Origin of the sequence: Clostridium sp. LS, assembly GCF_002760435.1 — a bacterium.
Taxonomy (GTDB): Bacteria; Bacillota; Clostridia; order Clostridiales; family Clostridiaceae; genus Clostridium.
In genome coordinates, this window is the sequence record NZ_AUUU01000038.1 from 43365 (window position 1) to 56971 (window position 13607).

13 protein-coding genes are annotated in these 13607 nt (G+C 29.6%); 11 read left to right on the forward strand and 2 right to left on the reverse strand.

From position 1 onward, the window contains the following. The first annotated feature begins 45 nt into the window (after positions 1 to 45). The 6 genes from ispE to rho all read left to right on the forward strand — a co-directional run bounded on the left by ispE (position 46) and on the right by rho (position 6281). Positions 46 to 888, forward strand: coding sequence for a 4-(cytidine 5'-diphospho)-2-C-methyl-D-erythritol kinase (gene ispE / locus COL3_RS09470; protein ID WP_008428874.1), 843 nt, complete (start codon positions 46 to 48; stop codon positions 886 to 888). 61 nt (positions 889 to 949) lie between these two features. Further along, positions 950 to 1705, forward strand: coding sequence for a stage II sporulation protein R (gene spoIIR / locus COL3_RS09475; protein WP_008428872.1), 756 nt, complete (start codon positions 950 to 952; stop codon positions 1703 to 1705). Positions 1706 to 1900: 195 nt separating this feature from the next. Next, on the forward strand, positions 1901 to 2317 hold the full coding sequence (locus COL3_RS09480) for a DUF1934 domain-containing protein (RefSeq protein WP_008428869.1): 417 nt from the start codon (positions 1901 to 1903) through the stop codon (positions 2315 to 2317). 116 nt (positions 2318 to 2433) lie between these two features. After that, positions 2434 to 2739 (forward strand): hypothetical protein, encoded by a 306-nt coding sequence (locus COL3_RS09485; RefSeq protein WP_008428868.1) that lies wholly within the window; start codon positions 2434 to 2436, stop codon positions 2737 to 2739. A 167-nt stretch (positions 2740 to 2906) separates the two neighbouring features. Further along, the gene (locus tag COL3_RS09490; RefSeq protein WP_008428866.1) at positions 2907 to 4517 is read left to right on the forward strand and encodes a CTP synthase; all 1611 of its coding nucleotides are present in this window, start codon (positions 2907 to 2909) and stop codon (positions 4515 to 4517) included. A gap of 318 nt (positions 4518 to 4835) precedes the next feature. Continuing rightward, complete coding sequence (gene rho, locus COL3_RS09495) at positions 4836 to 6281, forward strand: transcription termination factor Rho (protein WP_008428864.1); 1446 nt, start codon at positions 4836 to 4838, stop codon at positions 6279 to 6281. Positions 6282 to 6320: 39 nt separating this feature from the next. Here rho and COL3_RS09500 read toward each other — a convergent pair whose 3' ends face one another. Both COL3_RS09500 and rpmE read right to left on the reverse strand, forming a co-directional pair. Continuing rightward, positions 6321 to 7427 (reverse strand): glycosyltransferase, encoded by a 1107-nt coding sequence (locus COL3_RS09500; RefSeq protein WP_008428862.1) that lies wholly within the window; start codon positions 7425 to 7427, stop codon positions 6321 to 6323. Positions 7428 to 7646: 219 nt separating this feature from the next. Next, complete coding sequence (rpmE, locus tag COL3_RS09505; RefSeq protein ID WP_008428861.1) at positions 7647 to 7856, reverse strand: 50S ribosomal protein L31; 210 nt, start codon at positions 7854 to 7856, stop codon at positions 7647 to 7649. A gap of 188 nt (positions 7857 to 8044) precedes the next feature. On the opposite strand from rpmE, the gene COL3_RS09510 reads away from it, so the two are divergent. The 5 genes from COL3_RS09510 to COL3_RS09530 all read left to right on the forward strand — a co-directional run bounded on the left by COL3_RS09510 (position 8045) and on the right by COL3_RS09530 (position 13479). Then, the gene (locus tag COL3_RS09510; RefSeq protein WP_008428859.1) at positions 8045 to 8629 is read left to right on the forward strand and encodes a thymidine kinase; all 585 of its coding nucleotides are present in this window, start codon (positions 8045 to 8047) and stop codon (positions 8627 to 8629) included. Positions 8630 to 8653: 24 nt separating this feature from the next. Continuing rightward, positions 8654 to 10414, forward strand: coding sequence for a peptide chain release factor N(5)-glutamine methyltransferase (prmC, locus tag COL3_RS09515; RefSeq protein WP_008428858.1), 1761 nt, complete (start codon positions 8654 to 8656; stop codon positions 10412 to 10414). 207 nt (positions 10415 to 10621) lie between these two features. Then, positions 10622 to 11704 (forward strand): peptide chain release factor 1, encoded by a 1083-nt coding sequence (gene prfA / locus COL3_RS09520; RefSeq protein WP_008428857.1) that lies wholly within the window; start codon positions 10622 to 10624, stop codon positions 11702 to 11704. A gap of 85 nt (positions 11705 to 11789) precedes the next feature. Then, positions 11790 to 12377, forward strand: coding sequence for a hypothetical protein (locus tag COL3_RS09525; protein WP_008428856.1), 588 nt, complete (start codon positions 11790 to 11792; stop codon positions 12375 to 12377). A gap of 52 nt (positions 12378 to 12429) precedes the next feature. Further along, positions 12430 to 13479, forward strand: coding sequence for an L-threonylcarbamoyladenylate synthase (locus COL3_RS09530; protein WP_008428855.1), 1050 nt, complete (start codon positions 12430 to 12432; stop codon positions 13477 to 13479). Positions 13480 to 13607: the final 128 nt, after the last annotated feature.

A 13607-nucleotide genomic window follows, 5' to 3' on the forward strand; every position in this document is an offset into this window, starting at 1 on the left:
CCTATGATAAAATATTGTTAAAATGTGCAGAGGAGATATATAAGAATGAAGATTAAGGCTTATGGAAAAATAAATATTGCCTTAGATGTTGTAGGAAAAAGAGATGATGGATATCATTTGTTAAAAATGATAATGCAGACAATAGATTTATATGACATAATTGAAATTGAGAGAAGTAATTCTGGAATAAACTTAAGGTGTAATAAACACTATGTTCCTACGGATGAAAGAAATTTGGCATATAAAGCAGCAAAACTGTTCAAGGAAGTTTATTCTATTAATGATGGAGTTGACATAAATTTAGTTAAAAATATTCCTGTTTCAGCTGGATTGGCTGGAGGTAGTACTGATGCTGCAGGAGTTTTAAAGCTTATGAATAAGTTGTTTAATATAAATGCTGATGATGAAAGATTAAAAGAGCTAGGATTAAAGCTAGGTGCGGATGTTCCTTATTGCATAAATGGTGGAACAGCATTGTGTGAAGGTATTGGGGAGAGAATTACTCCATTAAAAAAATTTCAAAATAAAATTTTAGTTTTAATAAAACCGCCTTTTGGTGTATCAACTAAAGAAGTATATAAAGCTTTTGATCTATCAAAGGTTGTTCTTCATCCTAGAATAGATGAAATAATTAAGGGAATGGAAAATGATGATATCTATTGTGTAGTAAATAATATGAAAAATTTATTAGAAAATGTAACTTTGAAAAAGCATAGAATCATTTCAAATATCAAGGAAGAAACAAAATTGAATGGTGCTATTGGCAGTATGATGAGTGGAAGTGGCCCTACAGTTTTTGCTTTTTTTGATGATATGTTAAAAGCACAAATATGTTATGATAATATGAAGAAGAAGTATAAAGACGTATTTATTACAAGAACAATTTAAGTTAGAAAGTGTATAAAAAACCCCCAAGTGGTAATACTTTGAACTACAAGGGGGTTTAGTTATGAAAAAAAATTTAAAATTTGAAAAAATTATTTTTACTGTTTTGATAAGTTTAACTATAATTATATTTGCCTGTGGGTGTACAAGCGTACAAGGGAATAATGGTAGTAATTTTAAGGTTAACCTGGTTGGAACTAGTAAAAATACTGATAATATAGAGAATAATAGGGTACTTAATTATGATGAGGTTAAAGATTCATTAATAAGATTTCATGTAATAGCGAATAGTGATAATGATGATGACCAAAAATTAAAATTAAAAGTTAAAGATAAAGTAATAGATTATTTATATCCTTATTTAAATAAGTCAGCATCCTTAGATGAGTCTAGGCAAATTATAAAAGACAGAATGCAGGAAGTAAAGAAAATTGCAGAAGAAGTAATTAAAGAAAATAATTATGGATATAATGTACAGGTTCAATTATCTAGAGAAAATTTCCCTGAAAAGTCTTATGGTAACATAACTTTACCACAAGGTAACTATGAGGCCTTTAGGATAATCATAGGAAGTGGACAAGGGAGAAATTGGTGGTGTGTAATGTTTCCGCCATTATGTTTTGTTGATGAGTCAAAGGCGCAAGTAGAGTATGATAAAACAGAAGAAAAAATAAAATCAAGTGAAAACCAATCTAATTTGCATGAGCAATTAAATCAGGATAAAGATGAACCAAGTAAGCAAGAAGATGATGATAAGGGAAATAATAATATACAAATAAAATTTAAAATCGTAGAGATGTTTAAGGATTTATTTAGTTAAAAAACAGAGTTATAAGACATTTGAAGTAATAAGATATTTCATCATGTGTATAAATTTAAAAAAGTACAATGTAGATATTATTTTTGTAACTATAATTTTCAATTAAGATTACTTTTGAAAGTAAATCTGCATTATACTTTGTAAATTAGATTACAAAGCAAATGAAAAATATAAAATAACATTTGGAGGTTAATTATGAATAAAAAAGCAATTATTACTGTTGATAGTACTGTTATAAATGATGAAGAAGATTTAATAGGATTAGTAACTCCAGGAGATTTTTATGAAATGCAGGATGGGTTTAAGGTAGAGTACGAAGAAACAAAACTTTCTGGAATGGAAGGAACAAAAACTACGATAATAATAAGAAAAGATTCCTTTGATTTAATTAGGGAAGGGACCACAGAAACTAGAATGGAGTTTAAAGATAAGCAAAAGACAGTATCTTTATATAAAACGCCATATGGAATAATGGATATAAAAATAGATACTAGGAAACTTGATATAAATGTTAATGAAAATGGTGGAGTTATAAGTACAATGTACATATTAGAAATTGGTGGACAACCAGCATTGAAGACTAATTTGACAATTGATATAAGGCTTAATTAAATTATATGCAATAAAAAATATGACATCAGCCTCTCTTTTGAAAGAATAAAAAAGATTGAAATATATTTGATTAATTTAAAAAATAACAGGATATAATTTGAAAGGGAGGGATATGTATGGAAAATAAATTGAAATATTTAAAGATATTGAATAATATATGTAGTTATTATGGAATAGGTGAAGAAAAATTTATAGAATTATTAAAAAATAGAGACAATAAATATATATTATTGTTAATATTAAAGAATAATCATTGCCTAGAAGTTGATCAGATTAAAGAGATACTTAAACTTAAAACGGCAAAGAGTATAAATAACAGTGTAAAGTTGGCTGAAGAAAAGTTATTGATAAATAAGCTTTTTAGAGAAAGGTATTTTGAACTAGAAAATAATATAGGAAAGAATAGTATAACTAATTTATAAAAAAAGACTAGATATTAATACAAATATGTGATAATATAATACCTATGTTATCAAGCAACACAGATACCCCATAATATATTTTATGGGGTAATATACATTATAGCATCGATTGATTGAAATGTCAATAGTAAGATTATATATCATTTTTTTACATAGGGAGGATAAAAATGAATACAAAATACATTTTTGTTACAGGTGGAGTTGTTTCAGGAATCGGAAAAGGGATAACAGCGGCATCTCTTGGGAGATTGTTAAAGAATAGGGGGGTTAAAATTTCTATTCAAAAATTTGATCCATATTTAAATGTAGATCCAGGAACAATGAGTCCATACCAGCACGGAGAAGTTTTTGTGACTGATGATGGTGCGGAGACAGATTTAGATCTAGGTCATTATGAAAGATTTATAGATGAGAATTTAACTTTAAACTCAAATGTTACAACTGGTAAAATATACAGTTCGGTTATAGAAAAAGAAAGAAGAGGAGAATACCTTGGGGCTACAGTTCAAGTAATTCCTCATATAACAAATGCAATAAAGGATAAGGTGTATCAAGTAGCAAATGAAAGAGATGTTGATGTAGTAATAACTGAAATTGGTGGAACTGTTGGTGATATAGAATCTCAACCATTTTTAGAAGCTATTAGACAAATTAAGAGTGAAGTTGGAGCAGAAAATGTTTGTTATATCCACGTTACATTGGTACCGTACTTGGGAAAAGCAGGAGAATTAAAAACGAAACCAACTCAACACTCTGTAAAAGAATTAAGAATGATAGGTATTCAACCTGATATAATAGTTTGTAGAGCTGAGAAAGAACTGACAGATGATATTAAAGCTAAAATAGGTTTATTCTGTAATATAGATGGAAGATCAGTAATTCAAAATCTTGATGCAGAGCATTTATATGAAGTACCATTAATGTTGCATTCAGAAGGATTAGACAATCTTGTGTGTGAGAAATTACATTTAGGATGTAGAGATATAGATAATTCTGAATGGATTGAAATGGTAATGAAAATAAAAAATCTTAAGAATAACGTGAAAATAGCTTTAGTTGGTAAATATGTTGAATTACATGATGCGTACATATCAGTAGTTGAAGCATTAAGTCATGGTGGATTTGCTAATGATTCTAAAGTAGAAATAAAATGGGTTAATGCAGAAAATATTGAAAACAGCAATGCTGAAGAAATGCTTAATGACGTAGATGGAATTTTAGTTCCAGGCGGATTTGGAGATAGAGGAATAGAAGGTAAAATTGCTGCAATAAAGTGGGCAAGAGAAAACAAAAAACCTTTCTTAGGAATCTGTCTAGGAATGCAATGCGCTGTTATTGAGTATGCAAGAAGTGTATTGGGATATGAAGATGCTAATAGCTCAGAGATAAATCCGGATACAAAACATCCAGTAATAGATCTTATGTTAGATCAGAAGGATATAGAAAATCTTGGTGGTACTATGAGACTAGGTCAATATCCTTGTGAATTAGATGAAAATAGTAATTCTTATAAAGCTTATAAGAAAGAAACTATAAGTGAAAGACACAGACATAGATATGAATTCAATAATGAATTTAGAAAACAAATAATTGAAGCAGGAATGAAAATTGTAGGAACTAGTCCTGATGAAAGATTAGTTGAAATTGTTGAAGTTGAAGACCATCCTTGGTATGTTGCAGTTCAATTCCATCCAGAACTTAAATCAAGGCCAAATAAACCACATAAATTATTTGTAGGTTTTATAGAAGCAGCATTAAAAGAAAATAAATCAAAGTAAAAATTGTTTTATTAACAAGTTTAATATATAATAATTTTGAGAATAATAAATACATGAACTGGTGAATTTATCGTAATAATTTACCAGTTCAAAATTATATAAAATTGATATATAATAAATTAAATAAAATTTGATATTAATTTTTTATGAAAATTCCTAAAATGTTAAAATTAAAGTTCAAAAGGATATTCTGAATTATCCCTAAAATGTATATCACATCTAATCATCTTATTATTAGTTTTCCAATTGCAAGTAAAAGAAAAAATTTTATAAAAATGATTTTTATAGATTAACAGTCTATAAATTGGAGGTGGAAATTTGACAAAACAAGAATACGAAAGTATGACATTAACAGCCTTAAAAGATATTGCTAAAGATTTGGGCGTTAAGAATATATCTAAGTATAAAAAAAATGAGTTGATAGAAGAAATATTAAAAAGTTCTAATAATTTTATAGAAAAAGATGGCGTTATTTTGAGAGAGAATATAGCTCCAAAAGTTGCGGAAAAACCTCAAGATACTAAAGAAAGAATTAATAATAAGGAAACTACAAAAGCGAGTGGTGATACTGAGAAAAAGGAAGAAATTGTGTCTAAGGATGAAAGTGCAGAGAAAAAAGAAAACTTGAAAGAAATGATAGATGAATCCAATGTAGCAAAAGGAATTTTAGAAATTTTAGAAAATAACAGCTTTGGATTTTTAAGATGTAAGAATTACTTAACTAGTAGTGATGATATATATGTATCTCCGTCGCAAATTAGAAGGTTTAATTTAAGAACTGGCGATGAAGTGGAAGGAAAAGTAAGGGAAGCAAAAGAAACAGAAAAATTTAAAGCCCTTTTGTTTGTTCAAAAAGTTAATGGTGAGCATCCAGAAAAAGCTATAGGCAGAAAATCATTTGAAACTTTAACTCCTATATATCCTAAAGAGAGGTTGAGATTAGAGACTTCTGATAAAAATGATTTAGCATCTAGATTGATGGATATAATTTGTCCAATAGGGAAAGGGCAAAGAGGAATTATTGTAGCTCCGCCTAAGGCTGGTAAAACTACTTTATTAAAAAAGGTAGCTCAGAATATTTCTAAGAATTATCCAGAAGTTAAATTAATAGTATTACTTATAGATGAAAGACCAGAAGAAGTTACAGATATGAAGAGATCTATAAATGGGGATGTAGTTTATTCTACTTTTGATGAAGAACCACAAAATCATGCTAAGGTAGCCCAAATGGTTTTAGAAAGAGCTAAGAGAATGGTTGAACAAGGGAAAGATGTTGTTATTCTTATGGATAGTATAACAAGGCTATCTAGAGCATATAATTTAACAATAAATCCTACAGGTAGAACTTTATCAGGAGGTCTTGATCCAGGTGCGCTAATAATGCCTAAAAAATTCTTTGGTGCGGCAAGAAAAATTGAAGAGGGTGGAAGCTTAACTATACTTGCAACTGCTCTTATAGAGACTGGATCAAGAATGGATGATATGATTTTTGAAGAGTTTAAAGGAACTGGAAATATGGAAGTTCATTTAGATAGAAGATTGCAAGAAAGAAGAATTTTCCCGGCTATAGATATATATAAATCAGGAACTAGAAAAGAAGATTTAATCTTATCTAAAGACGAGTTAGAAGTTGCATTTTCTATAAGAAGGATAATGTACAAAGATGGAAATGCAGATGATGTTACAGAAAATCTTATCAATATGTTGTCTAAAACTACAGATAATAAGGAATTTATAAGTGCTTTTCAAAAGAAAACTCAATAAGAATAAAAGGATGACCAATATTAATGAGTGGTCATCCTTTTATTTGTTTGAAATCAATTGATCTGCTATCTTAACTATTTTTGTTAGAGAATATGTTGAAGATAATTCCTTGAGTTTAGACCTCATTTTGCTTAACTCCTCTGGATTTTGGATTAAATGATTAATTGTATCGTTAATTTTATTAATATTTTTAACATAAATAGAGTATCCCTCGGTAGTGAGAAAATCAATATTTTCATTTTCTTGACCAGGGATAGCAAAAGGAATTACTAATGGGATATTTTTAACAATGGATTCAGTGACAGTTAAACCGCCAGGCTTAGATATTATTACATCGCAGTAATCCATTAGGTAAGATATATCCTTGGTGAAACCTAATATGTGAAGTTTTTTATTTTCAAATTCATTATCTTTACAGTATTTTATTAATTTGTTTTTTAGGTGACTATTTTTACCACAAACAACCGTAATTCTTAACTTATTTGTGTTTTTTAATAATTCCTTCAGAACTAGAAATATTTTGCTTAATCCGAGGCTTCCACCCATAAGTAATAAATTAAAATATTCATCATCTTTTAGGGTATCGGCGGATGTAATTTCGGTATAAAATTTACTGTCTATAGGGATGCCTACAGGATAAATCTTATCAGGGTTAATATTTCTGTCTATCAGTGATTGTTTAGTATAGTTACTTCCGGTAATGTAAGCGTCAACACAAGAATCTACATAGAGATAATGAGCTTTAAAATCAGTAACTACTAAAATGAATGGAGTCTTCAATCCTTGTTTTTTTAAGTCTGAAAGTACACTTATATTAATAGAGTGAGTAGCTATAATGATATCAGGCTGTATTTCGTTTATAAGCCTGGAAACTTTCTTTCTAGTCAAAAAGAAAACATGTTTTAAAAATTTGTTAATGAATTTATTGTCGGTTAGTTTGTAAAATAAGCCATAAGTTCTTGGAAACTTTGAGGCAGAAATTTCATATGCCATTACTATAATGTCATTAAGAAATTTGCTGTTTTTAGCTAGAAAATCAAGCTTGGTGATTTGGTAACCAGCACTTTCAAAAGATTCTGCTACAGATGCAGCAGCTTGATTATGTCCTTGTCCTGTAGATGTTGTTAAGATTAATACTTTTTTCATGAAAGTCACTCATTTCGATTGTATTATATTACATAGTTTACCATGTTTATTATATAATTTAAATATTAAATTATGTATGGTAATGTATTAAAATATAGTTAATTATCTTAATATTATGTAGATAAAAAATTTTTTATGTTAATGTATGGACAAATAACCGTTTTTCTATATCTATTAAGGTTAACAAAAAGGGAAAGACATTGTCTTTCCCTCAGGTTATTACTTGCTGCCAAGGTTGAATCTTTTGTTGAATTTATCAACTCTTCCACCAACGTCAACAATTTTTTGTTTTCCAGTGAAGAATGGGTGGCATTTAGAGCATATTTCAACTTTTAATTCTGATTTAACAGAACCTGTAGTGAAAGTGTTTCCACATGCACACTTAACCACTGTTTCGTGGTGGTATTCTGGATGTATGCCTTCTCTCATTATTATTCACCTCTTTCAATTATATGAACTTATGTTAATTATTCAATAACAACCTCTAAATTATAGCATAGTGGAAAATTAGCGTCAATAATAAATTATGGGGTGTAATTATATAAAAATATCTTTTTATGATTAGTATTAAATGATATAATCGTGTATGATACCTTTAGAAGGAGAGTACTTTATGTATGAGTAAATTATATTTTAGATATGGGGCTATGAATTCAGGTAAGTCAACTCATTTAATGCAAGTTGCTTATAATTATGAAGAGCGGGGAATGAGAGTGATTATTATAAAGCCTTTGATTGATAATAAAGGCGGGGATACGCTTGTATCTAGACTAGGAGTAAATAGGCAGGTAGATTTATTAATTTCCGAAAATGATAATATTTTAAATATAGTACATAATTATTTAACAAACGGCAAAAAAATAGATTGTATATTAGTAGATGAAGTTCAATTTATGAAGTCTGAACAGATTGATCAATTATTTGAAATAGCAGTTAAGATTAATATACCTATAATATGCTATGGTCTTAGAACGGATTTTAAAATGAATGGATTTGAAGGGAGTATACGGTTGCTTTTGCTAGCACATAGTATAGAGGAAATGAAAACAATATGCGCGTGCGGTAAAAAAGCTATATTTAATGGAAGAAAAATAAATAATAGATTTGTATTTGAAGGGGAGCAAATTGCTATAGATGAGCAGGATAATGTTGAATATGAATCATTATGTGGAGAGTGTTATTACAAATACAAAGAAAAATAATAAAAGAGAGTAAGTGATTATTTAATGAAAAGACGTGATGTTGGGGGTCAAGCTGTAATAGAAGGAGTTATGATGAGAGGCAGTAAAAGTCTTGCAACAGCAGTTCGAACTCCTAAAGGAAATATAGAAATAGACTATAAAGATAACAGACCAATAACTAAAAAGTATCCTATACTAAATATACCTTTTCTCAGAGGTTTTTTTGTACTAGTAGAATCAATGAAGGTTGGGATGGAATCATTAAATTATTCTGCTACATTTTTAGAGGGTGAAGATGAGGAACCATCGAAATTTGAAAAATGGCTGGAAGATAAACTAGGTAAAAAAGCTAATGATGTACTAATGGGGATAACAATGTTTATTTCTTTTATTCTTGCTATAGGACTTTTTGTTGCATTGCCAACAGGTATTGCTTCGTTTTTTAAAGGGTTAAGTATCTCTAATATAATGTTAAATTTAATTGAGGCATGTATAAGAATAATAGTCCTTTTATTATATATGTTTTTCATAAGTAAACTTGATGATATATACAGAGTTTTTCAATATCATGGGGCTGAACATAAAACAATATTTTGCTATGAAGCTATGGAAGAGTTAACGGTAGAAAATGTCAGAAAACAACCAAGACTACATCCGAGATGTGGTACGAATTTTTTATTTTTAGTCATGCTTGTTAGCATTATAGTATTTTCTTTTACCGGCTGGGGTGGAATTGTTCAGCGGTTAGTGATTAGAATTGTTCTTATACCGTTAGTAACCGGTATAAGTTATGAGCTTATAAAGTGGCTAGGCAAAAATGATAACATGTTAGCTAAAGTAATAGCTTACCCAGGTCTTAAGTTGCAATTGCTAACTACTAAGGAACCGGATGATTCACAAATTGAAGTTGCTATTGCATCTTTAAAAGCAGCAGAAGGAATTAAAGAACCTAATAAGAATATTGAGGAATTATTAAAAGCAGGAACTTTTACCTTAAAAGAAAAGGGGATTGATACAGCACGATTGGATGCTGAGTTATTGCTGGGGAGCGTAATTGAAAAAAATAGAATTTATTTAATTACAAACAAAGAAGAAGAAATAAGCGAAGAAAATGCCAAAAAATATTTCGATTTAATTGAAAAACGAAGAAATAGAATGCCGGTTAAATATATTTTAAATAAGTGTGAGTTTATGGGAATTGAATTATATGTTGAAGAAGGTGTATTAATTCCAAGAGATGATACTGAAATACTTGTGGATGAAGTGCTTAAAAGTATAGAAGAAAATGAGGAGAAGCAAATATGCGATTTGTGCTGTGGTTCTGGTGCAATTGGTATTGCATTGGCACACTATAGGAAAAATGTAAAGGTAGATTTAATAGATTATTATCCTGTTCCAGAAAGGGTATCACTAATAAATATAAAGAAAAATGATATGGAAGATAGAGTTACATTTATAAAGAGTAATTTGCTGGAAAAAGCTATAGAGGATAAAAAAAATTATGATATCATTGTTTCTAATCCCCCTTATATAGAGGAAGAGGAAATAGATAATCTTATGGACGATGTTAAAAATTATGAGCCGCACACAGCCCTAAATGGTGGTGCTGATGGGTTAGAATTCTATAAAAAAATAATTCTGCAAAGTCAGTATGTGCTGAAAGAATCTGGAATATTAGCCTTTGAAATAGGGTATAATCAAGGAGAAGCAGTAAAATCGTTGATGGAAGAATATAATTTTAAGGATATAAAAGTAATTAAAGATTTTGCTAGTCTAGATAGGATAGTTATGGCAGTTAAGAGTTAACAATTATAGAAGGAAAGCCATAGGTTTTTCAAAAATATATTTAAAGAAATTACGCAGTAAAAAGTAATGCTCCAAATCTTGTATTTGGTTAGTAAGACTTTCTTTATGAGCTTCATCTTCAACTGTACACTGTTAACTCTTAATTGTTAACTGATTTAAGTTGTGATATAATGTAGAAATGTGAAAAAAAAAGTACGGAGTGATTAAATGTTATTAGATAGATTAGAATTTATAGAAAATAAATATGATGAATTATCAGTTAAAATTAGTGATCCTTCAATTATGCAAAATCAGAATGAATGGAGAAAATTATGCAAAGAACATGCTGATTTAGAAATTATAGTAAATGCATATAGAGATTACAAGAAAGTAACTGAAGATTTAAAGGCTAACAAGGAAATGTTAAGCAGCGAAAGTGATAGAGAGATGAGAGAAATGTTAAATGAAGAAATAACAGATCTCACAAATAGGGAAGCTGAATTAGAAAGAGAAATTCAAATCTTATTACTTCCTAAAGACCCTAATGATGATAAGAATGTATTTATTGAAATCAGAGGGGGTGCAGGTGGTGAGGAAGCTGCACTATTCGCTTATAACTTATTCAGAATGTATACTAGGTATGCTGAAACTCAAAGATGGGCCACAGAGATTATGAGTTTAAATGAGACAGATCTAGGTGGTTTCAAGGAAGTTGTCTTTATGATAAAGGGTAATGGCGCTTATTCTAAGCTAAAATATGAAAGCGGCGTTCATAGAGTACAAAGAGTGCCAGATACTGAGTCAAGCGGAAGGATTCATACTTCAACAGCTACAGTAGCGGTTTTGCCAGAGGTGGACGATGTTGAAATAGAAGTTTTAGATAAAGATGTAAGAATAGATGTATTTAGAGCTTCAGGAAATGGGGGACAATGTGTTAATACAACAGATTCAGCTGTTAGAATTACTCATTTACCAACAGGCCTTGTGGTTTCATGTCAAGATGAAAAATCACAATTAAAAAACAAAGAAAAGGCTATGAAAGTTTTAAAGTCAAGGCTTTATGAACAAGCAGAGAGAGAAAGAGCAGAAGGAATCGCTGAAGATAGAAAGAGTCAAGTTGGAACCGGAGATAGAAGTGAAAGAATTAGGACCTATAACTACCCACAAGGAAGAGTTACTGACCATAGAATAGGATTAACTTTATATAAGTTAGATACATTTTTAGCTGGAGATCTTGATGAAATGATAAATGCACTTATCACAGCAGATCAAGCTGAAAAAATGAAATCCATGGGAAATACACAAATGTAATAATTAATTACTTAACAAAGCCTTGCATTATATTATGTAGGGCTTTAGACATAATATGCATTAAAAGTAATTTAGGGGATTAATTATGGATATATATAAAGCTATAAAAAAGGAAAAATCTCATCTTAAAATATTTTTGATTTCTATGGTTGTTATTGCACTATTTCTTCCTATAATACTGTTAATAACGGGATTAACTACTATATTTTATATAAGTTATGTAATCTTTATTGAGTTTTTGATAGTAGTAGCTATCATTGTTAAAATGAATGGTTATAAAGTAGAGTATAGATACTTAAACAATAGATTGATATTTAAAACGGGAATTTTTGTTAAAGAATATTTAATTATATGTGACAAAGTTGTCCTAGTACATACAAATAAATCAGATTATGATTTAGAGATTGTTTTAATAACGAATGTAAAATTTAAGAATAGAGGATTAAGGCTAGTAGATCAAAATTTTTTAAAGAGATATCCGCAAATTTCCGAGCAATATAATGTTATTAATAAAGCAAGCCCCAATAGAGATTATTATTTTCAGGTAATTAAAAGAGGCGGATTAAAGAAATATTTATTGTTAGATTTAATATATAAGAATTGTGTTAAGGCTGTTTATACTGATGATAGTATACAGAACATAAAGATCGCTAGAGGACAGCTTATAGTTTAATGGAACTTGAAGTGACCAGTTAATTAAAGGAGTGAGAGAGGAGGTAAGGCGCTTGGAGACTAAAGTTAGTATAATAAGTAATGTTGAAAAAGACGAGGACAAAATAAAAGAAGCTGCTGAATTTATTATGAATGGAGGTACTGTTGTTTTTCCGACAGAAACTGTTTATGGGTTAGGAGCTGATGCATTAAATTCTGAAGCGGTAAAAAAGATATTTAAAGCGAAGGGGAGACCGCAGGATAATCCACTAATAATTCATGTTTCATCAAAGAACATAGAATTATATGCAAGAGAAGTTCCGGTAGTTGCAAAAAAACTTATAGATAAGTTCTGGCCAGGACCTCTAACAATAATTTTAAGAAAAAAGGGTATAATACCAGATGTAACTAGCGCTAATTTAGACTCTATTGGAATCAGAATGCCCGATAACGAAATAGCCAGAAAGCTAATTGAATTATCTAATACAACTATTGCAGCACCTTCTGCTAATATAAGTGGTAGGCCAAGTCCAACAGATTTTCAAAGATGTATAGAGGATCTAAATAGTAAAGTAGATTGTATCTTAGGAGGAGCACAAAGCGATATAGGTGTAGAATCAACGATTGTTGACTGTACTGTGTATCCTCCAGTAGTTTTGCGCCCAGGTGGAATTACATTAGAAATGCTTAAAGAAATAGATTCGAGAATTGAGATCGACAAAGCTATAATGGAAAAGCCAGGGGGGAATTTAAAGCCTAAAGCACCAGGGATGAAGTATAAACACTATGCGCCTGATGCTAAAGTGACAATAATTTCGGGAGAAAGAAAAAAAACTATTGAAAAAATAAAAGAAATGGTACACTATAATATAGAAAAAGGTAAAAAGGTATGTATTCTTACTGTTGAAGAGAATGCAAAAGAATATACTGAAGGTAATTGTATAATTATGGGAAGTATAATGGATTTGTCAACAGTTGCTAAGAATTTATTTGAATCTTTAAGGAAATGTGATGATTTAAAAGCAAATTTGGTTCTTGCTGAAGGATACAAGGAAGAAGGCCTAGGTATAGCTATAATGAATAGGTTAAATAAGGCTGCAGGGTTTGATATTATAGAAGTTTAGGATGATGAATAATGAATGATGAATAATGAATGATTGCGGAAAAAATCCCTTTAAGAGATTTTTATAAATGTATATTTTTAAGAAATTACATAGTAATTTCAACTTTAATCATTTATCATTAATTATTA